Origin of the sequence: Aquamicrobium sp. NLF2-7, assembly GCF_022359935.1 — a bacterium.
Taxonomy (GTDB): Bacteria; Pseudomonadota; Alphaproteobacteria; order Rhizobiales; family Rhizobiaceae; genus Mesorhizobium; species Mesorhizobium lusatiense.
Genome location: NZ_JAKSED010000001.1, coordinates 296,347 through 323,020 on the forward strand (window position 1 = coordinate 296,347; position 26,674 = coordinate 323,020).

Annotated in this window: 24 protein-coding genes and 1 tRNA gene; 9 read left to right on the forward strand and 16 right to left on the reverse strand. The window is 63.1% G+C overall.

Translation table 11 applies throughout. From position 1 onward, the window contains the following. Nucleotides 1-78: 78 nt before the first annotated feature. The 13 genes from MIC97_RS01455 to MIC97_RS01515 all read right to left on the reverse strand — a co-directional run bounded on the left by MIC97_RS01455 (nt 79) and on the right by MIC97_RS01515 (nt 11,231). Complete coding sequence (locus tag MIC97_RS01455) at nt 79-3,006, reverse strand: toprim domain-containing protein (RefSeq protein WP_239798570.1); 2,928 nt, start codon at nt 3,004-3,006, stop codon at nt 79-81. Beyond that, entirely contained in the window at nt 2,999-4,279 is a 1,281-nt protein-coding gene (locus MIC97_RS01460) for an ATP-dependent RecD-like DNA helicase (RefSeq protein WP_239798571.1), read from the reverse strand. Before MIC97_RS01460 ends, MIC97_RS01455 begins: the two co-directional genes overlap by 8 nt. Further along, nucleotides 4,276-5,046 (reverse strand): CRISPR-associated protein Cas4, encoded by a 771-nt coding sequence (locus MIC97_RS01465; protein ID WP_239798572.1) that lies wholly within the window; start codon nt 5,044-5,046, stop codon nt 4,276-4,278. The genes MIC97_RS01460 and MIC97_RS01465 overlap by 4 nt, the downstream gene beginning before the upstream one ends. An 8-nt stretch (nt 5,047-5,054) precedes the next feature. After that, nucleotides 5,055-5,270 carry a DUF6511 domain-containing protein gene (locus tag MIC97_RS01470; RefSeq protein ID WP_206771947.1) on the reverse strand — a complete coding sequence of 72 codons (216 nt, stop codon included), beginning with the start codon at nt 5,268-5,270 and terminating at the stop codon, nt 5,055-5,057. Between the two features lie 140 nt (nt 5,271-5,410). After that, nucleotides 5,411-5,638 carry a hypothetical protein gene (locus tag MIC97_RS01475; RefSeq protein WP_027444218.1) on the reverse strand — a complete coding sequence of 76 codons (228 nt, stop codon included), beginning with the start codon at nt 5,636-5,638 and terminating at the stop codon, nt 5,411-5,413. A gap of 5 nt (nt 5,639-5,643) precedes the next feature. Next, nucleotides 5,644-6,378, reverse strand: a complete 735-nt coding sequence (locus MIC97_RS01480; protein ID WP_239801181.1) for a hypothetical protein — start codon at nt 6,376-6,378, stop codon at nt 5,644-5,646. Between the two features lie 6 nt (nt 6,379-6,384). Further along, nucleotides 6,385-7,218: an ATP-binding protein gene (locus MIC97_RS01485; protein ID WP_239798573.1), complete on the reverse strand. Its 834-nt coding sequence runs from the start codon at nt 7,216-7,218 to the stop codon at nt 6,385-6,387. Next, the gene (locus MIC97_RS01490; RefSeq protein ID WP_239798574.1) at nt 7,218-7,517 is read right to left on the reverse strand and encodes a hypothetical protein; all 300 of its coding nucleotides are present in this window, start codon (nt 7,515-7,517) and stop codon (nt 7,218-7,220) included. Before MIC97_RS01490 ends, MIC97_RS01485 begins: the two co-directional genes overlap by 1 nt. Continuing rightward, the gene (locus tag MIC97_RS01495) at nt 7,514-8,008 is read right to left on the reverse strand and encodes a hypothetical protein (RefSeq protein ID WP_239798575.1); all 495 of its coding nucleotides are present in this window, start codon (nt 8,006-8,008) and stop codon (nt 7,514-7,516) included. Before MIC97_RS01495 ends, MIC97_RS01490 begins: the two co-directional genes overlap by 4 nt. Next, complete coding sequence (locus MIC97_RS01500) at nt 8,008-8,349, reverse strand: hypothetical protein (RefSeq protein ID WP_182506463.1); 342 nt, start codon at nt 8,347-8,349, stop codon at nt 8,008-8,010. Before MIC97_RS01500 ends, MIC97_RS01495 begins: the two co-directional genes overlap by 1 nt. A 34-nt stretch (nt 8,350-8,383) precedes the next feature. Next, complete coding sequence (locus MIC97_RS01505; RefSeq protein WP_210272910.1) at nt 8,384-8,959, reverse strand: sigma factor; 576 nt, start codon at nt 8,957-8,959, stop codon at nt 8,384-8,386. Between the two features lie 129 nt (nt 8,960-9,088). Beyond that, nucleotides 9,089-10,024, reverse strand: a complete 936-nt coding sequence (locus MIC97_RS01510) for a hypothetical protein (protein WP_239798576.1) — start codon at nt 10,022-10,024, stop codon at nt 9,089-9,091. Then, complete coding sequence (locus MIC97_RS01515; RefSeq protein WP_239798577.1) at nt 9,984-11,231, reverse strand: hypothetical protein; 1,248 nt, start codon at nt 11,229-11,231, stop codon at nt 9,984-9,986. Before MIC97_RS01515 ends, MIC97_RS01510 begins: the two co-directional genes overlap by 41 nt. Nucleotides 11,232-11,582: 351 nt before the next feature. Here MIC97_RS01515 and MIC97_RS01520 point away from each other — a divergent pair, with 351 nt between their 5' ends. The 9 genes from MIC97_RS01520 (at nt 11,583) to MIC97_RS01560 (ending at nt 24,054) form a co-directional block, all read left to right on the forward strand. Beyond that, nucleotides 11,583-12,035: a DUF2924 domain-containing protein gene (locus tag MIC97_RS01520; RefSeq protein ID WP_239798578.1), complete on the forward strand. Its 453-nt coding sequence runs from the start codon at nt 11,583-11,585 to the stop codon at nt 12,033-12,035. Continuing rightward, nucleotides 12,032-13,363, forward strand: a complete 1,332-nt coding sequence (locus tag MIC97_RS01525) for a recombinase family protein (protein ID WP_239798579.1) — start codon at nt 12,032-12,034, stop codon at nt 13,361-13,363. The genes MIC97_RS01520 and MIC97_RS01525 overlap by 4 nt, the downstream gene beginning before the upstream one ends. Next, complete coding sequence (locus MIC97_RS01530) at nt 13,360-13,767, forward strand: hypothetical protein (RefSeq protein ID WP_239798580.1); 408 nt, start codon at nt 13,360-13,362, stop codon at nt 13,765-13,767. Before MIC97_RS01525 ends, MIC97_RS01530 begins: the two co-directional genes overlap by 4 nt. An 82-nt stretch (nt 13,768-13,849) precedes the next feature. Further along, complete coding sequence (locus MIC97_RS01535) at nt 13,850-14,098, forward strand: helix-turn-helix domain-containing protein (protein WP_239798581.1); 249 nt, start codon at nt 13,850-13,852, stop codon at nt 14,096-14,098. Then, nucleotides 14,088-16,949 (forward strand): SNF2-related protein, encoded by a 2,862-nt coding sequence (locus tag MIC97_RS01540; RefSeq protein WP_239798582.1) that lies wholly within the window; start codon nt 14,088-14,090, stop codon nt 16,947-16,949. The genes MIC97_RS01535 and MIC97_RS01540 overlap by 11 nt, the downstream gene beginning before the upstream one ends. A gap of 16 nt (nt 16,950-16,965) precedes the next feature. After that, nucleotides 16,966-18,768: an AIPR family protein gene (locus MIC97_RS01545; protein WP_239798583.1), complete on the forward strand. Its 1,803-nt coding sequence runs from the start codon at nt 16,966-16,968 to the stop codon at nt 18,766-18,768. Further along, nucleotides 18,765-20,456 carry a site-specific DNA-methyltransferase gene (locus MIC97_RS01550; RefSeq protein WP_239798584.1) on the forward strand — a complete coding sequence of 564 codons (1,692 nt, stop codon included), beginning with the start codon at nt 18,765-18,767 and terminating at the stop codon, nt 20,454-20,456. The genes MIC97_RS01545 and MIC97_RS01550 overlap by 4 nt, the downstream gene beginning before the upstream one ends. Further along, on the forward strand, nt 20,453-23,143 hold the full coding sequence (locus MIC97_RS01555; protein ID WP_239798585.1) for a DEAD/DEAH box helicase family protein: 2,691 nt from the start codon (nt 20,453-20,455) through the stop codon (nt 23,141-23,143). Before MIC97_RS01550 ends, MIC97_RS01555 begins: the two co-directional genes overlap by 4 nt. Continuing rightward, entirely contained in the window at nt 23,140-24,054 is a 915-nt protein-coding gene (locus MIC97_RS01560; RefSeq protein WP_239798586.1) for a restriction endonuclease, read from the forward strand. Before MIC97_RS01555 ends, MIC97_RS01560 begins: the two co-directional genes overlap by 4 nt. Nucleotides 24,055-24,297: 243 nt before the next feature. On the opposite strand, the gene MIC97_RS01565 is transcribed toward MIC97_RS01560, so the two are convergent. The 3 genes from MIC97_RS01565 to MIC97_RS01575 form a co-directional block, all read right to left on the reverse strand. Beyond that, nucleotides 24,298-24,387: transfer RNA gene (locus MIC97_RS01565), tRNA-Ser, on the reverse strand. A 312-nt stretch (nt 24,388-24,699) separates the two neighbouring features. Beyond that, complete coding sequence (gene glnA / locus MIC97_RS01570) at nt 24,700-26,109, reverse strand: type I glutamate--ammonia ligase (RefSeq protein ID WP_239798587.1); 1,410 nt, start codon at nt 26,107-26,109, stop codon at nt 24,700-24,702. Nucleotides 26,110-26,154: 45 nt separating this feature from the next. After that, nucleotides 26,155-26,493: a P-II family nitrogen regulator gene (locus MIC97_RS01575; RefSeq protein ID WP_035025932.1), complete on the reverse strand. Its 339-nt coding sequence runs from the start codon at nt 26,491-26,493 to the stop codon at nt 26,155-26,157. Nucleotides 26,494-26,674: the final 181 nt, after the last annotated feature.

The following is a 26,674-nucleotide window of genomic DNA, read 5'->3' on the forward strand; positions in this document are numbered from 1 at the left end:
CGGGTTTCGGCTCGAAGACTCATCGCGGCGGACCGGTCGCGGCGGCCGGGAGACAGCCGAGTTGAAGGAGCATGCCCATCAGAGCACCTCCTTGAGCCAGTCCGGCGCAGCGCCGCTCGGGGAACGTGGTGAGCCATGTTCCCCCGCACGTTCCCCGGTGCAAGCCGTTGAGGAACAAGCGCTTTGGGAAGGTGACGAAGGTGGGGAACGTTTTTCCCCATCCTCCATCGCGTGGGCGCAGCCGCGCACATGCGTTAGTATCGAAAAACGTTCCCCATGTTCCCCACGTTCCCCGGAGCCTTTTGTTTCAATGGGTTGTGCCGGGGAACGTTGGTTTTCGACGTTCCCCTTTTCGGCGCAACGTTCCCCGCCCGATGCCGCGACACCTTGCGGAAAACGTTCCCCACGTTCCCCTTCGATCGTGAGCTGCCAGCGCTTGGCCTGATGGGAGACGCCCAGCGTGCGAACACGCATCTTGCGGCCGTCGATATCGAAGACCCGATCGCGCATGCGGGCGAGTGCCTTGCCGAGTCGTGTGCGCTGTGACCGGTCGCCCCCGGCGCCCAGCGGCAGCGGGGGCTCGCAGGCCAACGCCACCTCATAGAGATCGCCGGTTCCGACCTCCGCCGTCCCGAAGCGGTCCCACCAGGCGCCGATGAAACTGCGCCAGATCGCGCCCTCACCATCGGCGTCAGCGAGCATCTCGTCGAGGTTGGCGAGAAAGCCTTCGATCCCGGCGACTTCGAGGACGCCGCCCATGATGCGCGACCAAGTCTCGTAGCTGCCGATGATGCGCGCGCCCCGTGGACGGTCGGCGGCGAGCCAGGCCCGGCAGAGGGTGAGGCAGGCCGCGACGAGGCGCGGCCGGTTGGCGCGAACCCAGCTCATGAGATCGGGGTGGCGGAACCCCTCGCGCCTCCAGGGTTGATCAACACGGGCGTCGAGGCGGATGCGCACGATGCGGCGCGCCATCTCGTTGGAGAATTCGGGATTATTGCCGGTCGCGATCCAGACGCAGCGGATCGGCAATCGCGTCATCTCGGATGCCCCGAGAATGCGGTCCTCCCAGAAGGGCGCGGTGAGCGCTGCCGCAAGCGCCGAGGAGTCGAGCGGGTGACGCAGATTGTCGATGAGCACGATCGAGGGGATCTGGCGCAGCTTGGCGGTCAGCCGCTTGCGCCACTCTTCATCGTCGCGGCCCTCGGTCATCACGGAGGCGCTGACGCCGGTGAGCACGGTCGCGATCGCGTCGACCATCAGGGTCGCGCCGGTGCCGGGTGTCGGCTTCTCGATCAGGTGGAGCGGCGTCGGCGCGTCGATCATCGCCCGCAGGAAGCCAAGCAGCAGCAACGCCACCGCATGCGCCCGCTCCGCGTGGCCGGTGAAGGGGAACTCGCCCAGCATGTCGTCGACGATGAGACTGCGCGCGGTCGCGATCTCCGCCGGCGACGGGCGCTCCGGAACTTGCGGCACGGCAAAGCCCGGTGTCGGCTGGTAGAGCAGCCGGGCATCGGGGTGGTAGCCGGGCTCGGTCAGGAGCGCGCCGTTGCGGCCGAAGACCGGCGTGGTGACGATTCCCGCCAGGACCGGCAGGCCGGGATCGGGCGTCGCCAGCAGTGACTTGATGAGCGGCGTCGGCGGATGCGCGGGAACGAGATCGCCATTGCGCGCCAGACGCCGCCAATCGGCGAGCTTGGCCAGCATGTGGCGCAGGCGCTCTTCCGTGACGGGCCGGGCCATGGGCAGGCCGTCATCGTCATGCACGGCCCAGGTCGGCATGCCGCCGCTGCGAAAGAGCCAGGGCGTCCTGTTCGACGCGAGCAGCAGACTCCAGCTGCGTGCGTGGGCGCGGGCGAGATCGCCCTCATCGGCGCGCAGTTGCGGCAAGCGGCCCGGCGGCTCGACGAAGCCGATCGGACGGTTTCGGGTACCATCGTGCGCATCGGCGGCATCCATCACTGCACACGGCTCGGCCGCGGCGATGATCTGACGGACCGCGTCCGCGCCGTCGCGCAGCAGGACGTCGTTGAAGTCATCGCCTTCCGCTCGCGGCAGGGCGATGACGACGCTGCGGCCTTCGGCCAGGAGACGCCGCGCCGCCGCCTCGGCTGCACGAAGACCCGCGCCCGACGCATCGTGGTCGGCGAGCAAAACGACACGCCGGGCCTCTGGCGGCAGGGCGATCTGTTCGAGGTTGGTGGCCGAGAGCGTCGCCCATACCGCCATGCCCGGGCATGCCGTCATCACGGCGAGCGCCGTCTCGATGCCTTCGCTGAGACCAAGGACAGCGTCGCCGCCGAGCGAGGCCAGCCGCACGGCGCCACCGCCGACGCGGCCCAGCATCTTCTTCGGCTTTTCAACCTCGGCTTTCGCCGCCCCATCCGGCCGCAGGTAGATGCGGTGCAGGGCAACCACGCTACCGGCGCGGTCGCGAACCAGGCCGACGATGGCTGGGAACCCGGTCCTCGTATCCCAATGCGCGAGATCCGGATGGAACAGGAGATCGGACGGTGGCGGGACCGTGAGACCTCGCGCGCGCAAATAGGCCTCACCCGGTGTGCCGGCGATCGGGAGGGCCCGCGAGAGGATGATCTCGATTTCTCGGGCAGAGTCTTTCTCCGGCTTCGCGGAAGCCGCCGAGGGTTCGTGCCGGGCTGGCGCCGCGGCCGACCATCCGACCAGATCCGCGGCATAGGCGAAGAGGTCGCGACCCTTGAGGCCGGTCGCCTGTTCCAGCGTGCTCAGTGGTCCGCCGCCCTGACCGCCGTCGAAGTCGATCCAGTCGCCGGCGTGCTCGCCCCTGAGCGTGATCACGCAGGAGCCGTTCTTTCGCGGTGCCGCGCCATTGATGTTGGCGAGACGCCATTCGTCGCCATTGCGACGGCCGTTCGGGAAGTGCTGCGGCACCCAGGCGTCGGTCCTGTCACGCAGGCCGGCCACGATGGCGTCGAGGTCGTAATGGACGGCGGGCGTTCTGGCGGGTGCGATGTCGTTGAAGTCAATCAAGGATCACCAGCCCTTGCTCCGCGCGCGTAATGGCGGTGTAGAGCCAGCGGGCGCGGTCCTCGGCGGTCCGCCCGAGACCGTCGTCGTAGACGATCACGTTCTCCCACTGTGAACCTTGGGCCTTGTGGCAGGTGATGGCGTAGCCCCAGACGCTCTCGACAAGTCCCCGCATGTCGCGCCAATCGCGGCGCAGGCGCTCGGCGTCGTAAGCGACGTGGTCGTCGAAATGGCCCTTGTAGAACCACTGGCGGCCGGGAACGCTCGTCCCGTCCTCGGTGCGCACCGACGCGCTGAAGGCGAGCGGGCTTTCGTCGCGGATGTCCGACAGGTCGAGGAACATGCCGTTGACGAGACCGAGATCGTGCCGGTTCTTGAGGCAGATGATCTTCTCGCCGGCCCCTTGAGGGTAAGCGTCAGGAAAGCCGGCCGCCTGCTTCATGGCGGTATTCAGAAAGAGCCGCGTCGCGTTGCGGCCGCAGATCACCTGACCGCCCTTGAGGAATTGATGCGGGCCGATGTCGGAGCGCCGCATCTTCCAGACGAAGTCGTCGTGCTCGCCGTAGGGAATGGGCATGCTCTGCCGCGCGAGCGTCGCAAGGCGGATGATCGCGCTGGTCTCCGCCTGGCGATGGATATCGGTCAGCATCACGTCGGGATCGGCGTCGGTGAAGGCGCCGTCGCCCTTGATCGGCGGCAACTGGCCGGGGTCGCCGAGCACCAGGATCGGCTTGCCGAAAGCAAGCAGATCGCTCGCCATTTCGGCGCCGACCATGGAGACCTCGTCGAGCACGATCAGGTCGGCGTCGCGGACCAGCGACTGCTCGTTCAGAATGAAACGAGGCTGATGGATGTCGGCGAGCCGGAGCTCGAGGCGGCGGATCTGGGTCTCCGCGAAGGAACGCTCGGCCGGTCCCATTGCGCGCAGGCCGCCGCGAAGCGATTCCAGTTCGCGGGTGACGCGCTCGATCTCCTCGGGCGTCGCCTCGGAGACCTTGTAGATCAGGCTGTGGATCGTCGAGGCTGGCGTTCCCTTCCGGGTCATCACCAGGGCCGCCTTGCCGGTGAAGGCGGCATAGAGCACGCCGCCCGAGCCGCCCGTGCGATCCATCGGTTCGAGACCGAGCTCGCCGATTGCATGCCGTGTGATGGTGGTCTTGCCCGTTCCTGCGTAACCGAACAGGCGGAACACCTGCTGATTGCGCGTGCCGCGCCGAAACCAGTCCTCGATCTCGGCGATTGCCGCCATCTGCTGTGGAGACGGGATGAAGCTCATCGCCCGCCCTCCCAGCAGCGCTCCGCATAGGCGCACACGCGGCAGAGATAGAAGTCCCGGGCTGCGGCGATCCGCGGTGGAAGTTCGCCGGCTTCCGCGGCGCGCAGGATATCGACGGCCTTGTCGGAGAGCGCCTGCGCGCAGGGCGGATCGAACCCGACCACCTCGTGGTGGAGCGCCTCGGTGTCCTTGTTGAGCGCCGTGACGAGGGCGGTCTCCAGCTCCAGATAGCCCATGTAGAGCTGGACCTGTGCGAAGTAGACCGGCTTGGAGGCGCGCAAGCCACGCTTGACGAGGTCGTTCCAGGATTTGGCGTTGAGCGCCTTGTGCTCCCATAGCACGGGCCAGTGCAGACCGACATCGGGGCCAGCGACGATCACGCCGTCGATGTGGCCGCGCAGTCTCCCGCCCGCCATCTCGAACCCGAATTGTCCGCCGTCGGCGCGCTCGGTGCGAAGGTCGAAGCCCGCGCCGCGCAGCCAGCGGATGGAGAGCGTCTCGAACTGGTGGCCGGCGTCGAAGATGCGCAGGATCGCGCCGTCGAAATCCCGCCCCTCATCCTTGGGCGTATGGGTCACCTCGTAGACGAGCTTGCGCGCGCAGGGCTCGCCGATCCGGCTGCCCCCGAGATAATTGCGCGGCGTCTGCCGGCGATTGCGTGCCACCAGCGCCGCATCAATCAGGGCATTGACCCGATCGGACACGCTGATCGCGTGGCCGATGCGGCCATAGATGAAGCCGGAGCCGTGGTTGAGATCGATTCCCATGCGCCACCTCAAAAGGGAATCGGATCGTCGAGCGGGTCGCGGGCGGCTGCCTGGCGCTGCATCGACTCCTGAAACCCGTCGACGCAGGCCTCGATGATGCGGTCGATCTCTTCCGGCTTCCGGTCGTAGAACGGCGCCATCAGGTCGAGCTCGGTGAGCGTCTCGGCGAGAAACCGGCGCGCCTCCTTGATCGCTCGGGTCTCCATGTCGGTCTTGTCGATCATCCCGTTGTTCCTTTTGGCGAGCGCCGCGCCGACATCGAGGCAGCGCATCGAGCAGAAGCGGTGGTAAGGAAAGCGGTCCCAGCGCAGCTGGTGGACGTAGCCGAAGCCCCGCGCCTCGCGTCCGCAGACGGCGCAGACGGCTACCCGAGCAAGAGCCGGGTCAGGTCCTCTGCGTCGTCCGGCTGATCCTTGATCCGGTGTGAGGCCAGGACGATGAACCGCGCGATCGCGTTCGCCGCCATGGCTTCCAGTTCGGGGAGCGTGAGAGCGGCGATGGGCTGGTGAAGCCTTCCGCGTCCTTCGAGCCATTGTCCCATCGCCTTCGCTGCCTCGCGCGTGACGTGCGCCTGCCACTCATCGGCCGTCATGACGGTCAGGTGTTGAGCCAGGCCGGGCCACTCGGGGCCGGCGTCGCAGCAGGTGTGGCTGCCGGGGCCGTTGCCGGGGCCGTGCCCGGCTGTGCCGGCCGGCTCCAGGCCGGGGCAGCGCTCGCGGGCGGCGATGCGACGGTCTGCCCCCAGGTCGGAGCTGCGGGCGATGCAGCCTTGGGTCGCGCGCGGGTGCTGGGGCTCGGCGCCAGGACCTCTCCGTCCATCACCTTCCGCCATTCCGGTTCGCTCGGCAGAACCACACGGTCGAGCTTGTTGCTGTCGCCGTAGCGCGGGTCGTCGCTGGGCTCGACCTTGATCTTGGCGACGAAGGTGATGCCGTTGAGGTCGGCCAGACCGCGCAGGATCCGCTTCGCCTTCGCTGCCTCGCTCATGTCTTGCGGATCGAGCCCGAGCGCGCTGTCGATCATCGCGCGGAAGCTGCCCTTGGAGATCTTCCAGCCGATCGAGACGCCGTGTTCGTCGACCTTGCCGCCGGAGACGGTGAACATCTGCCAGAATTTGCGCCGAACGTGCGGGCCCTCGGCGACGGTGAACTCGGCATCCACCATCAGCACGTCGCTGCCGGGCGCGTTCGAGGCCTTGAGCAGCCCCCGGTCAATCTCGCTCTGACCGTCCGTCCCGCCCGGCCGGATGGTCATGGTGACCTTGGCGAAGGTGCCATCGGGGATCAGTTCGCCGCTCTTCTGCGGCTCGGCGTCATTCATGTCGAAGCTCATGACTCGTCATCCTTTCCGGGTTGAATTGATCTTGGAGAGCAGCGCGTCGAGATCCGGCGGCTCGGTCACATCGAGGCGGCCGGAGCGGTCCTTGGCCGGAAGGCCCCAGGGGTTGCCGGAGCGGCAGACGAGCCGGCGGTCTTCGCCGCGCTCGGGCTCATGCCGCCAGCCGTCGCCGTCGCGCGCGAACAGGCTCATCGTGATGACCTGATCCACGATGCCAGGGAGCTCGCGGCCGGCCTTGCCGCCTTCCATCTGCGGCTGCCAGGTCGTGCGGTTGAACTCGTCGGTGACGCGTTCGAGGATGCCGACGAAGATCACGGTCTTTCCGGGAGCGTGCTGCAGATGCTTGAGCAGGCCGATGACCTCGCGGGCGAGCAGGCCATAGGCGCCGCGGGTGTCCGGCTTGCCAGTCTTGTCGGAGAAGGCCTCGGGCCGGGTCTTCGCCCAGGCCATGGCCTGGCGCGTAAGGTCGGTGATCGAGTCGACGAAGATGATGCGCTTGCCCGCAATCATCTGAACGAGCTCGGAATAGCTTTCCCTGAGATGCTGGTAATGCGCCTCAGAGAAGAAGCCGCTCGGGTCGGCGGACGGATTGACACCGCCGACGAGACAGCCGATGTCGAGGGCGTCGGCGAAAGTGCGCACCGGGATGCTGTCGCCGGGCCAGTCCTGGACGGACTTCATGCCTGCCTCGAGGTCGATGCAGAGGGTCTCGGCAGGCGGCAGTGATTTCAGCAAGGATGTCTTGCCGACGCCGCTCGGGCCGAAGATCGCCATGGTGGTCTTGGCGCCGGCCGCAGACAGCCGTTCGTCGGCGCTAAGGATGCGCAGCGCCATCAGCGGCCTCCCGTGTTGCGCGACGCGACATCGAGCGCGCGCTCACTCCCGTGCGCGCCGGCCTGCCGGGCGAGACCATAGAGCTTGCGCAAGGCGTGCAGGCGGTCGCCGACGGCGCTGAACTCTGCCTCGACGCCCAGCAAGGCGAAGGCGATGTCGTCGAGCGTGGCGTCCTCGATCGGCTTGACCACCTGCTCGCGGCGGATATCGCCGAGCGCCGGAATGACGATGGTGGCGGGCAGCGCTTCGAGCGCGTAGTGGCGCTTGCGGATCTCGGTCAGGGCAGCAGAGCTGGTCATCGGGCATCCTCGGACTTGATGGTGAGACGGAAGGTCGGCTTGGCGGTCCGCACCGTACGGGCGGCGTCGAAGGCCTCGCGGACGGCGGAGGGCCAGGCGGTGTACTTGCGCTCGGGGACCTTGAAGCCGATGTCGACGTAGTCGGCCGGGTTCTCCCCGCTCGCACGGATGCGCTCGACGAGCGCGGCGATCAGCGATTGGTCCCAATCGACCTTCTTCGGGAGATCGGCAGCGACGACGACAGCGCCATCCTCGAAACGAACGAGGCCGGTGTCCTTGCCCTCGGCCCGACGCACCGTCGCTGCCGCGTCGGCGTAGCGAAGCGCAATCGCTCCTTCGAGCCACTCCTTGAGCCGCTTGGCGGCATCAAGGGCGGCATCGGCATCCTCCTGGAGCAGCGCCAGATGCTCCGCCGGAAGCGTGGCGATCTCGCCGACCGGCATGGTGCGGATGTCGTCGAGGCTGGGGCGGTTGCCGCGAGCTGGCGCCATCACGCCACCTCCGCCGGCAGGAGTGAAGACAGCGAAACCGATGCCTGCTTCGGCTTCCGCCGGGCGATGGCGAGATAGCTGTAATCGTCCGACCGGTGGCGACGCTGCACGAGATGGATCAGTCCGCGCTCGGCCGCCCACCAGGCGCGGCGCGCGACGCGGGCGAGTTCCGCCCGCTCCCGCTCGGGAAGGCGCGTGCCCTGCGGCATGGTATCGAGCGCGAGGAACCCACGGTGATATTCGAGGATGTCGCCGGGCGCGGCCTGGCCGACCCAACCACAGAGTTCGATCTCGGTGAGCTGGTTTCGGACAATGGGGAATCTGGATGCAATGACGTTCATGATGGGCTCCTACTCACGCGCTCGCCGAACCGTCTCACGCGGCCCGGACGCCGATCGCCGTCAGGGCAAGGCGGATGTCCTTGACGCGGCGGTAGAGGCTGCTGCGGGCGCCGTGCCCGCTCGCGGCGAGGCGCTCGACGGTGGTGCGGGAAAGGGCCGCGCAGAGAGCGCCGTCGGCGGGTTCGAGCGAGCCAAGACCGCGCTCGACATCGAGACGCTCCTCAGCGGCTGCGAATGCGTCGACGGTCTGGCCGAAGAGCGCTGACAGCCCGTCGGCTTCGGCGATGAGGTCGCCGCGGGTCAGCCCGTCGCTCTCGGGAATGGTCTCGTCGAGCGAGATCGGCGTCGCGCCATACATCCGGCGCTCCCCCTTCACCTTGTTGGCGATACGCGTCGCCCTGTTGGTGAGGATGGCGCCGGCGAATGCGCCGAGCGTGCCGCGATCTGCGTCATAGGCGGGAAGCCGGGCGATCAGATCGACGAGCAGGTCCTGGCGGACATCGTCGAGATCGGTGCGGGGAAGCCGCAGCTGGCGGACCAGACGGCGCGCCGCAATGTCCGCCTCATGAAGCAGGATCTGAAGGTCGTCTCGGGAAATGGAAGAATGCATCGGCATGGCCTCAGGTCATTACTGTTGATGACCTCAAGCCTGCCGAAGCCGCCGATCCGTCAGGTGGGAGCGGGATGGGTTTGGGATGGGCGAGAATGGGAAGACGGGCCGAGACGCGGGCCAGCTGCCCTATGGCCGCAGATCAAACTCTCCCGCAGCCAGCCCCAGGAAATAGCGGGTCGGGCTCTGGCGGGTCCTGATCAGCGTCTTCTGATCGTCGTGAAGTGCATTTCTCAGGTCACGGATCAGGTCGCCAGCGCTGCGGCCGCTGTTCTCGGCCTCGATTTCCTGCGGGGTCAAATGGCCTTTCCGAGTTCCCACAGCCTCGGCCAGAATCACGAGAAGCTTGAACGGCTGCTGCGGGATGTGCATCTCGATGCCATCCAGGATCACCCGCTGGCTCTGACGGAAAATGACCAGACGCGGCTCGAAAGTCGCAGCGGATTCCAGCTTCGAAAGGTCGATCGCGAAGCCCGTCGCGTTCCTGCCCAGACAACCGTCAATCGACATGACGGAGATCGCAGCTTCGACGAAGCGGGCGAGTTCGTCCGCCGCCATCGCGGGCGCGATCACTATGATGGGCGACGACCGGGCGGCCGAACGCATCAGGCCGATCATTCCCGGTTGAAGCACTGCATCCCGCGACAGTGCGAGGAACAGCGCCCGCTGGTCCGACGTCTCCCCCAGATGCCAGACGCCTGCCGCCACCGGCGCCGGCGTGCCTCCGAACCCGGACGCCATGGCGATTTCGCGGACCAGCGCGGACGGGTGAATGCGAAAGCTCCGCAGATCGTCAGCGCCGAGAACGACGTCGTTGCGCCGGTCCGTCGGACAAACCGCGATGTGTCGTCCGTTGACCTGATGGATGGGCCGCGCGTCGAGACCGCAATCACAGGCTGGGCACACATCCCACTCTGTTGCCGGCGTCTGCTCGACCAGGACGCCGTGATCGAGCAGCCGCTCGAAATCGCGACCGGCATGAGACGAAGCCTGTCGGCCCCAAAGGATTGCGGGATCGCCCGCCTCACTCAGCCGCAACAGCAGCCTGGGAAGCGTCTCGGTCATTGAGCAGTCCGTTGCGGCGAAGGAGCGTCATAATGCGGCCCTCGAACTGCTGACGCTTGAACATGGCGTGTGCCGGCGGCTTCAGCTTGACGGTCACCTTCTTCGCCGACTTGCCGCCGGTCGCGAAATGAACGCGGAGGACGATGTGGTTGAGGCGCCAATCCGACCCGAGACGAGCGCCCGGCATCATCTCGCCCAACCTGGCCAGCGCATTGTCGCGGCCGTCGCGCGCGAGATAGGAGTAGAAGGTTCGCGTCTCCCCCGTCTTCGGATCGGCGCCGACGCGGTCGACCTGGACCTCGGTGATCTGGACCCGCTGGATGCCCGGATCGAAGTCATGGTTGAACGCGAAGCCGAAGCCCGCGCGCTGCACCGGGTCGAGCGTGTAGAGGTTCTGCGCGTCGTCGCCGGCGAAGAATTCGGGTTTCCCGAGAATCTTGTCTGCGAATAACTCCGCGAGATCGGCACGGCGCGCCTTGGCCACGCCGCCGATCTTCAACAGGCCTGTCGTGGAACTGTAGGAAAGCACCGCGTGCTCGGCGGCGCGGAAGCTGATCACGCGCTTTTTGTCCTTTTGCAGGACATCGGTCGTGGTGATCGGAGAACCGTGCTCAATCACCAGGACGAGTTCGTCGGCATCGTCATACCAGCCGGCACGACAATAGTTGCTGCGGAGATCCTGTTCGAACATCGCGGCGGCGGCGGTTTCAAACTCAGCCTTTGCGCGATCGTCCATGATCGCCTCGACGCCTTCGTCGCGGCCCACGAACTCGGCGAGCGACGTGCGCGCCATGAGCGCCATCATGTCCGACGCGGCGTCAAAAACGTCGGGATGATCGAGGAAGACGCGCAGGGCGACGTGCTTGGGATCCTGGTGAACCTCCGGCTCGTCACCCTTCGCTTCGGGTGTCACGCGTACCCCGAGCCGCGCGGCCTGCTGAAGGATGATGTCGAGGCCTGCCGCGTTGCCGATCTCGGCGATCCGGTGCAGGTCGGCGACGAGTCCCTCTGGATAGTTCTCTTCCGGTCCCGCGAAGAAATCCTGGACGGCGCTGCGTGCCTCATCCTGCGCCGCCTCATCCCTGAAGACCCCAAGGTCCAGCCCATTCAGCGCCTCGCGGTGGCGCTCGAACAGGCGACTCAGCAAGCCAAGATCAACGGTCCGCGTGAACTTGGGATTGACGAATTTCTTCAGGTTCTTAGCCATCTCAGCCGCCCATGATCGCCTCGCATTTGTTCATCTTACGTTCTTATCGCAAAGGCCCGGCGGAGTCGATTCAAAAGCCATCATCTTGGGACGGTTCGTCCCCACCCTGAGTAGAGGCCAAGGGAATCCAATCCCTGAGGTGCTCGCTGCGATGGACATGCCGAATCCGATCCACCCCGGGCATATGACGCCGGACGAGCGAATCGGGGAGGTCTGCAGGATTCTTGCGCGCGGGCTGGTTCGGCTCAAGGCACGCCAGTCAAGGCAAGTATTTGGCGACCGCGGAGAAAGTTGCCTTCACTTCCCGCCCGACCGGAGCGGTCATGGAACTCCAATTTGCAACGGAGACGCATGACCATGACAGAAAACATCCTGTCCCGGCTGGCCGCGCTGAAGACCACGCCGACGCCTGACCTCAAGAAGCAGTGGCGCGAACTCTTCGACACGGAGGCACCGCCTTACAATCGGCGCTTCCTCGAAAGCCGGCTCGCCTATCGGATCCAGGAATTGGCTTATGGCGGTTTGAAACCCGCGACCATCGAGCGCCTCGAAGCCCTGGGCGAGCAGCTCGACGGTGGCAACATCGTGCTGCGCCGGATCCGCGCCGACGACAAGCCGATCGCCGGCACGCGGCTGATCCGCGAATGGCAGGGCGTCGAGCACACCGTCACGGTGCTGAACGACGGTTATGAATGGCAGGGGCGTCCCTACCGCTCGCTCTCCGCCATCGCGCGCGCCATCACCGGCACGCGCTGGAACGGCTGGGTCTTCTTCGGCCTCAAGAACCGGCGAGGCCAAGCATGACGAAATCACCCGCATCCACCAAATTTATCCGAAAGCTGCGCTGCGCGGTCTATACGCGCAAGTCGACGGAAGAAGGGCTGGAGATGGAATTCAACAGCCTCGACGCCCAGCGCGAAGCTTGTGAGGCCTATATCGCCAGCCAGAAGGCCGAAGGCTGGGTGCTCTATCCTGAGTCCTATGATGACGGCGGCTTCTCGGGCGGCACGCTCGACCGGCCGGCGCTGAAGCGCCTGCTCGCCGACATCGAGGACGGCCGGATCGACGTTGTCGTGGTCTACAAGATCGATCGGCTCAGCCGCTCGCTGATGGATTTCGCCAAGCTGGTCGAGGTGTTCGATCGCGGCGGCGTTACCTTCGTCAGCGTGACCCAGTCGTTCAACACCACGACGTCCATGGGGCGGCTTACGCTCAACATCCTGCTCAGCTTCGCCCAGTTCGAGCGCGAGGTTATCGGCGAGCGCATCCGGGACAAGATCGCCGCCTCGCGCAAACGCGGCATGTGGATGGGCGGCTTCGTGCCGCTCGGCTACGAGGTCAGGGACCGCAAGCTGGTGATCAATGATGCCGAGGCCGCGACGGTCCGGATGATCTTCGAGCGCTTCGTCGAGGTGGGTTCGGCGACGGCGCTGGCTCGGGCGCTCGCCGCCGAGGGTGTGCGGACGCGGCGCGGACGGCTCGTCGACAAGGGCTTCCTCTACAAGCTGCTCAACAACCGGATCTATATCGGGGACGCCGTGCACAAGGGGACGGCCTATCCCGGCGAGCACGAAGCCATCATCACGCGCGCCCTGTGGGACAAGGTGCACGGAATCCTGCGCGAGAGCCCAAGGGTCCGCGCCGGCCGGACACGGGCCGCGACACCGGCCCTGCTGAAGGGCCTCATCTTCGGTCCAACCGGCTGCGCCATGACACCGACGCACACGCGGCGCGGCGACAAGCTCTACCGCTACTATGTCAGCCAGTCGGTCCTGAAGCGCGGTGCCGATGCCTGCCCGGTGGGGCGCGTGCCCGCCGCCGAGATCGAGGGCGCAGTGGTCGACCAGCTGCGCGGCTTCCTTCGCGCACCGGAGGTGATCGTCGGCACATGGCGATCGGCGCGGCGCGAGATCGATGGTCTGTCCGAGGCTGAGGTCAGGGAAGCCCTGGAAGGGCTGGACCCGCTTTGGGAAGAGCTGTTCCCGGCCGAGCAGGCGCGCGTCGTCCAGCTCCTTGTCGAGCGCGTCGATGTCGGACAGGGAGGCGTCGATATCCGCCTCCGCGTCGATGGGCTGGCTCGTCTGGTTCATGAGCTTGGCGGCATGGCCGACCATCCGCGGAGGGCAGCATGAGAGCCGGTGACGCCGCCACCGACGACGGGCGCACGCTGACGGTCCGTGTTCCCCTGACTGTCCGGAAGCGCGGCGGGCGCAAGCAGGTGGTGATGCCCGAGGGAGCCTGTTGGGGCCAGCCCCGCCCGCGCGTCGACAACACCATGGTCAAGGCGATCGCCCGGGCCCACCGTTGGAAGCGCCTCATGGAGAGCGGCCGATTCGCCTCGGTGACGGAGCTGGCCGAAGCGGAGAAGATCAACCAGTCCTACCTGTGCCGGGTCCTGCGCCTGACCCTGCTGGCCCCGGACATCGTGGAGATGATTCTCGACGGAAGGCAGCCAGTTGGCCTTCAGATGGACGCCCTGCTGAGGCCCTTCCCCAGCGAGTGGATGGCACAGCGGCAGCACATCCTCGACCGATAATTGCCTCCTCGAAGCCACTTTCTCTGGCGCCTCTCGGCAATGTCTGGCATCCTTTGCCATCAACTCCATGAGGGGCCGGTCCATGCCGGACGAGATTCTGACGCTGCCGGAGGTGGCCCAATTGCTCAAGGTCGCCGAAAAGACCGTCTACACGATGGCCCAACGCGGGGAGATCCCGGCGTTCAAGGTGCGTGGGCAATGGCGATTCAAGCGCCTGGACCTCGACCAATGGATTGAGCATCAGAAGGCCTCTCATCACGACAGTCCGATACCCTCGCCATCTGACTCGGGCGACGCCTCCAAGAAGCGACGGAGGCCTGATGATCACTGATTATCACGCGAAATATTTCGCGCACGAACTGACCAAAAGATGCGCTCCGGACAGCGTCGAGAAGCTTGCAGGGGCCGTTGCCGGTGCGCAGGTTGATCTCAATCCGCACCAGGTGGACGCAGCCCTCTTCGCGTTCTCATCTCCTCTCTCCAAAGGCGCATTGCTCGCTGATGAAGTGGGGCTCGGAAAAACGATCGAGGCTGGCCTCGTCATCTCTCAGAGGTGGGCAGAGCGTAAGCGCCGGATCCTGATCATCACGCCCTCCAATCTGCGCAAGCAATGGCATCAGGAACTCAGCGAGAAATTTTTCCTGCCGTGCCTGATCCTCGAATCTCGCTCGTATAATGAGGCCATCAAAGCCGGATCATTCCGCCCTTTCGATGCGGCCGACTCGATCGTCATTTGCTCGTACCAGTTTGCCCGGAACAAGGCTGCAGACGTCCATGCCATGCCGTGGGATCTTGTAGTGATCGACGAAGCTCACAGGCTGAGGAACGTCTACAAGCCGTCGAATGTAATCGCGAACACGCTCAAGCGAGCGCTGGAGCACAAGCAGAAACTGCTTCTGACCGCGACGCCCCTTCAGAACACTCTCCTTGAACTCTACGGCCTCGTGAGTTTTATCGATGAGCATACGTTTGGGGATCTGAAGAGCTTTCGGGAACAGTTCGCCAACCTCAGTCGAGAACGGACGTTCCACGTCCTTCGTGAGCGGCTGAAACCGATTTGTCATCGCACATTGCGCCGGCAGGTGACCGCCTACATTCCCTACACGCGCCGTTTACCGATCGTCGAGGAATTCACGCCTGCCGAAGGCGAGGATCGGCTGTATCAGCTGGTCTCGGATTACCTTAGACGCGACAACCTTCAGGCTTTGCCGTCGGGTCAGCGGTCTCTGATGACGTTGGTCCTGCGCAAATTGCTCGCGTCTTCAACGTTCGCTATCGCGGGCGCTCTATCGTCAATTTCTGCCCGATTGCAGGAAAAGCTGCGCAAGCACGAGGCCGCGACTTCCCTCGAAGACGACCTCGGTGAGGATTACGAAGCGCTCGACGCCACGGCAGAGGAATGGACCGACGAAGAAGAGCTCGAACCCCTGACAGAGGCAGACCGCAAGGCGATCGAGGCGGAAATTGCCGACCTCGACGAGTTCGCCAGGCTCGCCACATCCATCGAGCACAATGCCAAGGGCCTGGCGTTGCTGAAGGCGCTAGGTGTCGCCTTCGCAAAAGCCGAAGAGCTCGGGGCGGCGCAGAAGGCCATCATCTTCACGGAATCGCGCCGCACTCAAGCCTATCTGCTGCGGGTCCTGGCAGATAGCCCGTATGCAGACGGTATCGTCCTCTTCAACGGCACGAACACCGATCAGCGTTCCAGAGAGATATACGCGCGCTGGATCGAGAGACATAAGGGTTCCGACCGGGTCACCGGATCACGAACGGCCGACATGCGGTCCGCTCTCGTGGATTATTTCCGCGAGGAGGGGCGTATCATGATCGCGACCGAAGCGGGCGCCGAAGGCATCAACCTGCAATTCTGCTCGCTGGTCGTGAACTACGACCTGCCCTGGAATCCGCAGCGGGTGGAGCAGCGTATTGGGCGTTGTCACCGCTACGGTCAGAAGCATGACGTCGTTGTGGTGAATTTTATCAATCGGCGGAACGAGGCTGATCAGCGCGTCTATCAGCTACTCTCCGAAAAGTTCAAGTTGTTTGAAGGCGTATTCGGAGCCAGCGATGAGGTTCTGGGCGTCATCGAGTCGGGGGTCGACTTCGAGAAGCGCATTGCCGCCATTTATCAGCAATGCCGCCAGACCGATGAGATCCGAACCGCCTTCGATCAGCTGCAGCTGGAACTAAGCCTCGAAATCAATGAGGCGATGAGCCAGACGAGGCAGAAGCTCCTGGAGAACTTCGACGACGAAGTTCGCGAGAAGCTGAAGGTGCGTGACGAGGATGCGAAGGTCTACCTGGACCGCTTCGAGCAGCTGCTGATGCGTGTGACCAGCCACGAGCTCAACGGCGTGGCCGACTTCCACAACACGTCCTCGTTCACGCTCGCCGAGCGGCCGCCATGGGCAAACGGCAAGGAAATCCCACTCGGCCTTTATGAACTGCCGCGCCGTTCCGGCGAGGCGCACCTCTACCGGGTCAATCATCCGCTTGGTTCAGCCGTGGTGGCGCGGGCACAGAGCCGCGACTTGCCGCCTGCGGAGATCACGTTCGATTACTCCAACCACTCCGGCAAGATTAGCATTCTGGAACCTTTCAGCGGGCAGGCTGGATGGCTCAAGGCGTGCGTACTTACGATCGAGGCCCTCGATCAAGCCGAAGATCACATTCTTTTGGCCGCCGAGACAGACGATGGAGAAGGCTTGAGCGCAGAAGCATGCGAGCGCCTCCTCACTCTCAATGGGCACAACAAAGCGCCGATCGACGTTCCTGCAGAGCCGATCACGCGGCTGGACGCCACGATCCGCGAGCAGCAGCGCTTGATCCAGCGCGCCGTCTCGGAGCGGAATGCACGCTTCTTCGAGCTGGAAGCGGACAAGCTCGACGGCTGGGCCGACGACCTCAAGGTAGGTCTTGAGCGGGAAATCAAGGAGATCGATCGGCAGATAAAGGAGGCGCGACGGGCCGCGACCGCGGCTCTGACTCTGGAAGAAAAGCTGACCGGCCAGAAGCAGATCAAGTCACTCGAGGCGCTTCGCAATCAGAAGCGCCGGTCGCTGTTTGACGCGCAGGACGAGATCGACAAGCAGAGGTCCGAACTCATCGCCCAGATCGAGGGAAAGTTGGAGCAGAAGGTCGATCTCGCTCCGCTTTTCACGATTCGCTGGCGCCTTCACTGACGGAGAGATGCAGACCATGGCTCCGCTCAGTGCAGACTATATGGCTCTTCTGGAAACAGCCCTCACACGGGATTTCGTGCCGAATCTCCCCCCTTTGCAGGATCAGACAAAGCCGGCTGATCAGCAGGCGAAGAAGAACTTATCGCGCGCCTTCAGCGCATTCGCGCTTCATAAGTTGTGCGAAATTTCTCCGAAGGATGCTGCAGCGGCTGTCGTCGACGATTTCGACGATTTCGGCATCGACGCGATTTACTATCAGGGCAGTTCGGAAACACTTTTCCTTGTCCAAGGCAAATTGAAGGCCTCGGAAACCTTCAGCCAGGACGAGGCCAATGCGTTTTGCCAGGGTGCGAGACGGCTCATCAAGCAGGATTTTACCGGCTTCAACGGGCACGTCACGAACAGGCAGGCCGAGATCGAGGGGGCGCTGGAGGCCTGCTCGCATATTCAACTTGTCATCGCCCATACCGGCGCCGGGATCAGCAACCACGCCGAAACTGCGATCAACGACCTCCTGAACGACGAAGATCACGGCGAGGAACGTCTAACTAAGGCGGCCGTCGACTACGGCTCGGATCGAGTTGCCGCGGATCTCCAGGCGGGTCAGGCTTATCCGCGGGTGGACGCCAATCTGACGTTGCACGATTGGGCGTCCTCCATGGCGCCCCGAAAGACCTACTTCGGCCTGGCCAAGGTCGCTGATCTGGTCGGCCTGCACGAAAAGCACGGCAAGGCGCTCTACGCCAAGAACATCCGGGTATTCCTTGGCCAGACCACGGAAGTGAACCGTTCGATCCGGGAAACGCTCGCGACCAATCCAGCCGACTTCATGTACCTTAACAACGGCGTCACAGCCCTATGCGAGCAGATCGAGCCGAAGAATGGCTCTCGCGCCGAGAAAAAGTTCAAGGTGACCGGTCTCTCCGTGATCAACGGAGCACAAACCATTGCGTCATCGGCTCGCTATGCGGCGGAAAACAAAACGGCCGACATCTCAGCCGCCTCCGTCCTGGTCACGCTGATCAAGTCTGATTCCGACGAGGCGTTTGGTAAAGCCGTTACGCGGGCGCGCAATCACCAGAATCCCGTTCTCCTCGCCAATTTCGCTGCCCTGGACGATCAGCAAGAACGGCTGCGGCGTGAACTCGCCTATCTCGATATCCACTACGCCTACAAGGCGGAGGGGCCCGATAATGCGCAGGATCCAAAGCGTATCCGCATCGACGAGGCGGCGCAGGCGTTGGCGCTTCTTCAGCCGGACCCTCGATATGTCGTTTGGCTGAAGAAGGAGCCGGCCCAGCTTCTCGATACCGAGTCCGCCGCATATCAGAACCTCTTCAACGCGACCCTCACGGGCATCGAACTGGCGAACGCGGTACGAGCGCTGCGTTACATCCAATCCAGGATTCTTGCCGAGGCCAGGGCGGCCAATGGCCCTGAACGGCTCACCTACAAGCATGGGGGATATGGCCTCGGGTTCGTCCTGGTGAAGCGCATCAGACAGGCGATTGCCGGGGCCACGCTCATTGACGAGGCGAAGCTGAAGACCGAGCTGGGCGCGGCGTTTGATCTTGCCCGTCAGACGCTATGGGGCGCTGTCCAGCCGAAGACAGCACTCAAGGGGCCCCTGGCAATCTTCCGCAATCAGACGGACGCCATTCCCCTGCTTCGCGACGTCATGATCGACCACTACGGCTTGGGCGCTGATCCTGCGATCGCGCCCCTTAAGGCCAAGATGGTCTTGACAGATCCATACCCTCAAAAAGCCCTTTTCGACTTTCTGTCGGCGAAGGCGCCGCAGATCAGGAATATCACATGAGCAAGAAACAAAAACTTGAATTGACATGGGTCGGCAAGGAAAACCGGCCGCGGCTGGAGCCGCGCATCCTGCTCGAAGATCCCGAGAAATCCTACCATGCCGCGCACCGGATCGGTGAGAACGACATCTTCGACAACCGGCTGATCTTTGGCGACAACCTGCTCGCGCTGAAGGCGCTGGAACAGGAGTTCTCTGGCAAGGTGAAGTGCGTCTTCATTGACCCGCCGTACAACACGGGAAGTGCGTTTGAGCATTATGATGACGGGCTGGAGCACTCGATTTGGCTTGGGTTGATGCGCGATCGGCTGGAAATTTTCCGACGTTTGCTTACAGATGACGGTTCTATTTGGATAACGCTGGATGACAATGAGGCCCACTATCTAAAAGTGATGGCCGATGAAATATTTGGCAGGCCAAACTTCTTGGCGGATGTGACATGGGAAAAGGCCGACAGCCCCAGAATGGACGCGCGCTATTTTTCGTCACGACACGACCATCTCATTGTCTTCGCCAAGAACATAAACGAGCTGAAAATCAAACATGTTTTCTCCGACGATGCTGAAGTTCCTTCTCACTATAACAAAGTCGACGATGCAGGTAGACGTTACTATCTAAAGCCTTTGCGAGCGATGGGGGCTGAAGGCACACGAGAAGCGCGACCAACAATGTTCTTCTCGATAACTGCGCCAGATGGAACTGAAGTCTTTCCCAAGAATCCGGATGGCAGCGATAGTCGGTGGCGCTGGAGCCCGGAGCGGGTCGAGAAGGAAAGCTGGCGCATCGAGTGGGTAAAGGGGCGGTCGGGATGGAGCGCGAACTTCCGCATCTATGCCGATGAGAATAGCTCTAGACCGCCTGAAACAATTTGGACCCATTCGTTTGCGGGAAGCAACCGAAACGCAAAAGCAGAGGCGAAAGGCTTTATTGATGGGGTGCGCCCATTTGATACACCAAAGCCAGAGAAGTTGCTCAGACGGGTATTGGAGATTGCTACGGAAACCGGCGATCTCGTTCTCGACTCTTTCGCCGGGTCCGGCACAACCGGCGCCGTCGCCCACAAGATGGGTCGCCGCTGGATCATGGTGGAGCTGGGCGAGCACTGCCATACCCACATCATCCCGCGACTGAAGAAGGTCATCGACGGCGATGACAAGGGCGGCATCACCGAGGCCGTCGGGTGGCAGGGCGGCGGCGGCTTCCGCTACTTCAAGCTAGCGCCATCGCTGCTCGAAACCGACAAATGGGGCCGCGAGGTCATCAGCAGGGCCTACAACGCTGAAATGCTGGCTGAAGCCCTGTGCAAGCTGGAGGGCTTCACCTATGCGCCGAGCGACGCCGTCTATTGGCAACAGGGGCATTCGACCGAGCGTGACTTCATCTATGTAACGACCCAGACGCTCGGCCCCGAGCAGCTCCAGCAGTTGAGCGAGGAGGTCGGGCCGGATCAGACGCTGCTCGTCCTGTGCTCGGCTTTCCGCGGCAACGTCGATCGCTGGCCCAACCTGACGGTGAAAAAGATTCCCAATCACATTCGTGCGCGCTGCGAGTGGGGCCATGACGATTACAGCCTGAACGTCGAGAACCTGCCGAAGGCGCCGCCGAAGCCCGCGGCCGACGAGAGTGCGCCGAGCAAAGCGAAGTCGAAGCAGCCCGACCTGTTCGGCGCGAATAAGGGGGGCGGCAAATGAACCGTCATGTGAACTCCATCGCCGGCCGCCTCAGCCTGCGTCCCCCGCAGCGGCAGTCTCTTGAAATCCTGGACCGGATCACCGAGATCGTGCCGCCCCGTAAAGGCGCGGAGCTGGATGCGGCCCTTGCCGCCATTCAAAGCGAATTTCCCGGCGTAACGGACTTCGAGCGGGAATTCCCCAGCCTGTGCTTTGCGCTGGCGACGGGTGTCGGCAAGACGCGGCTGATGGGCGCCTTCATCGGCTATCTCCACCTGGCGCATGGGTTGAACAATTTCTTCGTCCTCGCGCCGAACCTGACGATCTATAAAAAGCTGATCACCGACTTCACGCCCAACACCCCGAAATACGTGCTGAAGGGCATCTCGGAGTTCGCCGTAGCCCCACCGGTTATCACCACGGGTGAGAACTACGAGCGGCAGATCGCGAGCGGCGGTCAGCTTTTCCCCACCACGATCAACATCTTCAACATCTCAAAGATCAACTCCGAGGTTCGGGGCGGGCGCAGCCCGCGCATCCGCAGCTTTCGCGAGGAGATCGGGGAGAGCTACTTCGACTACCTCTCCGGGCTCGACGATCTCGTGCTGATCATGGACGAGTCGCACCGCTACCGCGCGTCGGCCGGCATTCGCGCGATCAACGAGCTGAAGCCCGTCCTCGGCCTTGAACTCACGGCCACACCTTTTGTCGAGACAAATCGCGGCCCCAGCCCGTTCAAGAACGTCATCTTCGACTATCCGCTCGGCCGCGCCATGGCGGATGGCTTTGTGAAGGAGCCGGCCGTCGTCACCCGGAAGAACTTCAACCCGGCTGGCATGTCGATGGAGCAGATCGAGCGCCTGAAGCTCGAAGACGGCGTACGGCTCCATGAAAGCGTGAAGGTCGAGCTGGAGACCTATGCGCGCGAAACGATGAACCCGATCGTCAAGCCGTTCTTGCTGGTCATCGCGCGGGACACGACGCACGCGAGCCAGCTGATGCAGCTGATCCAGTCGGATGGCTTCTTCGAAGGGCGTTATGCGGAGAGGGTGATCCAGGTCGATTCGAGCAGGACCGGCGCCGAGGAGGACGAAATGGTCGAGCGGTTGCTCCGTGTCGAGCATACCGAGGAACCGACTGAGATCGTCATCCACGTCAACATGCTGAAGGAAGGCTGGGACGTAACCAACCTCTACACAATCGTGCCGCTCCGCGCGGCGAATGCACGCACGCTGATCGAGCAGTCCATCGGCCGTGGTCTTCGGCTTCCCTATGGCAAGCGGACCGGCGTTACGGCCGTCGACCGACTTAACATCGTCGCGCATGACCGCTTTCAGGAGATCGTGGAAGAGGCGAACAACCCCAACTCCACGATCCGCCTGCAGCAGGTGATACTCAATCCCGACCAGCTTCAGCAAAAGACGATCACGATCGTCTCGCAGCCGCAGCTTGCTGCGAAACTGGGACTTCAGCCCGAGCATCCGACGGCGACCACTTATGAGTCGGAGCTCAATAGGGCATCGCCGGTGTTCGGTCCCGAGGAGCAGAGGATTGCCCAGATCACCTACGACGTGATCCGCAGATTCGAAAGCCAGCCCGATAAGCTGCCGAGCGTCTCCTATCTTCAGCAGCCCGATGTCCAGGCCGCGGTGCTGAGGGAGGTGACGACGCAGTATCGCCCGGCCCAGATGGAACTGACCGGCATCACAGAACAGCCCGACCTGGCGGCGGTCGTGGCGCGCACCACCGAGATTGTCGTTCAGCAAACGATCGACATCCCACGCATTCTGGTGGTGCCGAAGGGCGAGGTGAAGTCAGGCTTCAAGCCCTTCACGCTCGATCTGTCCTCGATCAAGTATCCGGCGCCAGATGACGAGCTATGGATCAGACATTTGCGGACGGAGCAGGTCGACGTGATCGGGCTCGGTCGCGGCAGCATCGACGAGCAGAGGCTTGAGGATTACGTCGTCAGCGGTCTTATCGACTTCGACGACGTGGCCTATGACGAGCATGCCGATCTTCTTTACGATCTCGCGGAGCAGGTCGTCTCTCATCTGTGCTCCTACCTCTCGGCCGATGATGCACGCAAGGTCCTGCGTCTTCATCAGCGCGAGATCGCACGTTTCGTCCATGCCCAGATGCAGAAGCACTTCTGGCAGGACACGGACGTCGACTATGAGGTCGTCATCACGCGCGGCTTCACCGCGTTGAGGCCCAGCGCCTACACGGCCGCGGCGGACGAGCAGCCGCTGGACTTCCGCACCTCTCCCGCCGACAAGAGCAATATGTCGAAGTACCTCTTCGGCGGGTTCAGCCGGTGCCTTTACCCGGTTCAGAAATTCCAGTCCGATTCCGAACGCAAACTCGCGGTGATCCTCGAACGCGAGGCGCTGAAGTGGTTCAAGCCGGCCAAGGGGCAGTTCCAGATCTATTACAAGTGGGGAGCGGATAATCCCGAGTACCAGCCGGACTTCGTCGCCGAAACCGGAGATCGGATCTTCATGCTGGAGCCCAAGGCGTCGAATCAGATGACCGACGGCGAAGTGCTGGCCAAGAAGGAAGTCGCTGTCCGATGGTGCCAGCAGGCCAGCGCGCACGCGCGCAGTTATGGCGGCAAGCCGTGGACCTACGTGCTCATCCCGCACGACGCCATAGCCGAGAACATGACGCTTGAGGGGCTGGCCAACCAGTATGGGGATGCGAAATGAGCATCCCCGACTATCAATCCCTCATGCTCCCGGTCCTGGAGGTAGCTGCCAAGGCCGAAACCTCGGTGCCACTGGCCGAAGCTGAGATTGCGACGAAATTCGATCTCTCAGATGAAGAGCGCGAGCAGATGCTGCCGAGCGGCAAACAGCGCGTTCTCCACAACCGCATCCATTGGGCAAAATTCTATCTGACGAAGGCTGGACTGCTGGAAAGTCCCAAGCGCGGACGCTTTGCGATAACTCCGGCTGGGCAGCAGGTGCTGGCCAATCCGCCCGCCAGCCTCGATACCAAGTACCTGCTTGCGATCCCGGCGTTTCGCGACTTCTACCGGGGTGGGGACGATTCCGAGGCGGTCACCGCGCCTGCCGAAGTGGAGCCTCCGTCCGCGACGCCTGAGGAGGTGGTCGAAGCCGCATACAAAGCTGTCCACGCTGCACTGCGCGCAGACCTGCTGGATCGCATCCTTCAAAACAGCCCGAGCTTCTTCGAACAGGTCATCGTCGAACTTCTGGTGGCGATGGGCTACGGGGGCTCTCATCGCAATGCGTCCGAGCAACTTGGCAAATCGGGCGACGGGGGCGTTGACGGCGTGATCAACGAGGATGTTCTCGGTCTCGATCGCGTCTACGTCCAAGCGAAACGATACGCCCCGGGAAGCGCGGTCGGGCGGCCCGAGATCCAGGCATTCACCGGAAGTCTGGTCGGCCTCGGCGCGTCAAAGGGCGTTTTCGTGACGACCTCGACGTTCTCCGCCCAGGCCGTCGAGTTCGCATCACGCATTCCGCAGCGTGTGATCCTGATTGACGGACGCCGCCTGACGGAGCTGATGGTCGAACACGGTGTCGGGGTGCGTTCCAGCCGCGTGCTGGAGTTCAAGCGCCTGGACGAGGATTTCTTCTCGGAAGACTGACGCCCGGCAAAGGGGATATCAATTCGGGTGGTAGGTCAGCGGCCGTTTCTGATTTGATTTCGTATACTTAGGGTTCCGTACTGGCGCCGGTTCAGTCCAGAGGTCGAGAGAAAAACGGCGGAGAGAGAACGCTCGGAGCCGAGTGTGCCGGCGTCGCAGTCCAGAGCTTCGCACCCGAACCGCGCGGTTCCTTGGCGTTTCAGCGCCGCGTCCGCGTGCGGAGAACGTTCGTCAGGGTAGAAATGGCGGAGAGAGAGGGATTCGAACCCTCGATAGAGTTGCCCCTATACACGCGTTCCAGGCGTGCGCCTTCAACCACTCGGCCACCTCTCCGTCTTGTGTGCTGGCAGCGGCCGGTTGCGCCGTGCTGGTCGGAAATGCACACTTCCGCGGACATCGGCCCGAAAGCCGTTGAAGCAGCCATGACCTTCAGGCTGCCTGTCCAGCGCACAGCCGCAAAGCAGCAGGCGCGGGGCTGATCTAGTCGATCCGGCGGCAATTGCCAAGACATAACCGACAAACAATCTGCATATGTCACGACAATCGTATAAACCGGGTTCTGCAGTCGGGGAGACGGCTCCGGGCAGCCAAGAAAAAGGCCCCGCAACAGCGTGCGGGGCCTCTTTTGATGGTGCAGGTGCCGGATCAGACCGAGTAGTACATGTCGAACTCGATCGGGTGCGGCGTCATTTCGAAGCGCATCACTTCGGCCATCTTCAGCTCGATGAACGAATCGATCTGATCGTCGTCGAACACGCCGCCGGCCTTCAGGAAGGCGCGGTCCTTGTCGAGGTTCTGAAGCGCCTCGCGCAGCGAGCCCGAAACGGTCGGGATTTTCTTCAGCTCCTTCGGCGGCAGGTCGTACAGATCCTTGTCCATCGGCTGGCCGGGATGGATCTTGTTCTTGATGCCGTCGAGACCGGCCATCAGCAGCGCGGCAAAGGCGAGGTAGGGGTTCGCGCCCGGATCGGGGAAGCGGACCTCGAGACGCTTCGACTTCGGCGATGAGCCGAAGGGAATGCGGCAGGAGGCCGAGCGGTTGCGGGCGGAGTAGGCCAGCAGCACCGGGGCCTCATAGCCCGGAACCAGCCGCTTGTAGGAGTTGGTCAGCGGGTTGGTGAAGGCATTGATGGCCTTGGCGTGCTTGATGACGCCGCCGATGAAGTACAGGCAGTTTTCCGAAAGGCCCGCATATTCGTTGCCGGCGAAGGTCGGCTTGCCGTCCTTCCAGATCGACATATGGACATGCATGCCCGAGCCGTTGTCGCCGAACACCGGCTTCGGCATGAAGGTCGCCGTCTTGCCGTAGGCGTTGGCCACCTGATGAACGACATACTTGTAGAGCAGCATCTTGTCGGCATTACGTACGAGTGTATCGAACTTCACACCAAGCTCATGCTGGGCGGCCGCTACCTCATGATGATGCTTTTCCACGCGCACGCCCATTTCGGTCAGCACGGAGAGCATTTCCGAGCGCATGTCCTGACACGAATCGATCGGCGGAACGGGGAAGTAGCCGCCCTTGACACGGGGGCGGTGGCCCAGATTGCCGGTTTCATAGTCGGTGTCGTCGTTCGATGGCAGTTCGGACGAATCCAGTTTGAAGCCGGTGTTGTAGGGATCGGACTTGTACTTCACGTCGTCGAAGATGAAGAACTCCGCTTCGGGGCCGACGAAGATGGTGTCGCCGATGCCTTCCGCCTTCATGTAGGCCTCGGCCTTCTTGGCAATGCCGCGGGGGTCACGATTGTAGGATTCGCCGGAAACAGGATCGAGAATGTCGCACAAAATCACCATGGTCGATTGCGCGAAGAACGGGTCCATGTGCACCGTCTCGGGATCGGGCATCAGCACCATGTCGGACTCGTTGATCGCCTTCCAGCCGGCGATGGACGAGCCGTCGAACATGACGCCGTCGGCAAACATGTCTTCCTCGACTTCGGCCACGTCCATGGTGACGTGATGCAGCTTGCCCTTGGGGTCCGTAAAGCGCAGATCGACAAACTTGACGTCGTTGTCCTTGATCTGCCTCATAATGTCGGCGGCTGTAGTCATTTCAGGCTTCCTTGGCTTGAGAATGTTGGAAATGGAAAAAGAGGGTCAGATGGCGTCGGTGCCGGTCTCGCCGGTGCGGATGCGCACGACTTCCTCGATGTTGGAGACAAAAATCTTGCCGTCGCCGATGCGTCCGGTCTGGGCAGCCTTGCGAATGGCTTCCACGGCGGTGTCGACTGCGTCGTCGCCCAGCACCAGCTCGATCTTCACCTTCGGCAGAAAATCGACGACATATTCGGCGCCACGATAGAGCTCGGTATGGCCCTTTTGACGACCGAAGCCCTTGGCCTCGATAACAGTAATGCCTTGCAGACCCGCTTCCTGCAGGGCCTCCTTCACTTCATCGAGCTTGAACGGCTTTATGATCGCTTCGATCTTCTTCATGAGCTGAATCTCCAATGGCAAAGGGGTGAAAAACCCACTCGCGCAAATCTCAAGCATGAACCGTGCCAATTCGGTCGATGAACCCTCACAAAGGCAATTTTCGCTGCCTGCATGCTCAGGACTGGCATAGCTGGCAGCATGGGAAGCCACGCGCGACGCAATGTCCATACGGACGCTGCAC

Bases quoted from the DNA above. Each gene is read 5' to 3' on its own strand.
- MIC97_RS01460 (WP_239798571.1), bottom strand. From the start codon at position 4,279: ATGAGCTTCATCCCGTCTCCACAGCAGATGGCGGCAATCGCCGAGATC.
- MIC97_RS01465 (WP_239798572.1), bottom strand. From the start codon at position 5,046: ATGGGAATCGATCTCAACCACGGCTCCGGCTTCATCTATGGCCGCATC.
- MIC97_RS01470 (WP_206771947.1), bottom strand. From the start codon at position 5,270: ATGATCGACAAGACCGACATGGAGACCCGAGCGATCAAGGAGGCGCGC.
- MIC97_RS01475 (WP_027444218.1), bottom strand. From the start codon at position 5,638: ATGACGGCCGATGAGTGGCAGGCGCACGTCACGCGCGAGGCAGCGAAG.
- MIC97_RS01480 (WP_239801181.1), bottom strand. From the start codon at position 6,378: ATGAGCTTCGACATGAATGACGCCGAGCCGCAGAAGAGCGGCGAACTG.
- MIC97_RS01485 (WP_239798573.1), bottom strand. From the start codon at position 7,218: ATGGCGCTGCGCATCCTTAGCGCCGACGAACGGCTGTCTGCGGCCGGC.
- MIC97_RS01490 (WP_239798574.1), bottom strand. From the start codon at position 7,517: ATGACCAGCTCTGCTGCCCTGACCGAGATCCGCAAGCGCCACTACGCG.
- MIC97_RS01495 (WP_239798575.1), bottom strand. From the start codon at position 8,008: ATGGCGCCAGCTCGCGGCAACCGCCCCAGCCTCGACGACATCCGCACC.
- MIC97_RS01500 (WP_182506463.1), bottom strand. From the start codon at position 8,349: ATGAACGTCATTGCATCCAGATTCCCCATTGTCCGAAACCAGCTCACC.
- MIC97_RS01505 (WP_210272910.1), bottom strand. From the start codon at position 8,959: ATGCATTCTTCCATTTCCCGAGACGACCTTCAGATCCTGCTTCATGAG.
- MIC97_RS01510 (WP_239798576.1), bottom strand. From the start codon at position 10,024: ATGACCGAGACGCTTCCCAGGCTGCTGTTGCGGCTGAGTGAGGCGGGC.
- MIC97_RS01515 (WP_239798577.1), bottom strand. From the start codon at position 11,231: ATGGCTAAGAACCTGAAGAAATTCGTCAATCCCAAGTTCACGCGGACC.
- MIC97_RS01520 (WP_239798578.1), top strand. From the start codon at position 11,583: ATGACCATGACAGAAAACATCCTGTCCCGGCTGGCCGCGCTGAAGACC.
- MIC97_RS01525 (WP_239798579.1), top strand. From the start codon at position 12,032: ATGACGAAATCACCCGCATCCACCAAATTTATCCGAAAGCTGCGCTGC.
- MIC97_RS01530 (WP_239798580.1), top strand. From the start codon at position 13,360: ATGAGAGCCGGTGACGCCGCCACCGACGACGGGCGCACGCTGACGGTC.
- MIC97_RS01535 (WP_239798581.1), top strand. From the start codon at position 13,850: ATGCCGGACGAGATTCTGACGCTGCCGGAGGTGGCCCAATTGCTCAAG.
- MIC97_RS01540 (WP_239798582.1), top strand. From the start codon at position 14,088: ATGATCACTGATTATCACGCGAAATATTTCGCGCACGAACTGACCAAA.
- MIC97_RS01545 (WP_239798583.1), top strand. From the start codon at position 16,966: ATGGCTCCGCTCAGTGCAGACTATATGGCTCTTCTGGAAACAGCCCTC.
- MIC97_RS01550 (WP_239798584.1), top strand. From the start codon at position 18,765: ATGAGCAAGAAACAAAAACTTGAATTGACATGGGTCGGCAAGGAAAAC.
- MIC97_RS01555 (WP_239798585.1), top strand. From the start codon at position 20,453: ATGAACCGTCATGTGAACTCCATCGCCGGCCGCCTCAGCCTGCGTCCC.
- MIC97_RS01560 (WP_239798586.1), top strand. From the start codon at position 23,140: ATGAGCATCCCCGACTATCAATCCCTCATGCTCCCGGTCCTGGAGGTA.
- glnA (WP_239798587.1), bottom strand. From the start codon at position 26,109: ATGACTACAGCCGCCGACATTATGAGGCAGATCAAGGACAACGACGTC.
- MIC97_RS01575 (WP_035025932.1), bottom strand. From the start codon at position 26,493: ATGAAGAAGATCGAAGCGATCATAAAGCCGTTCAAGCTCGATGAAGTG.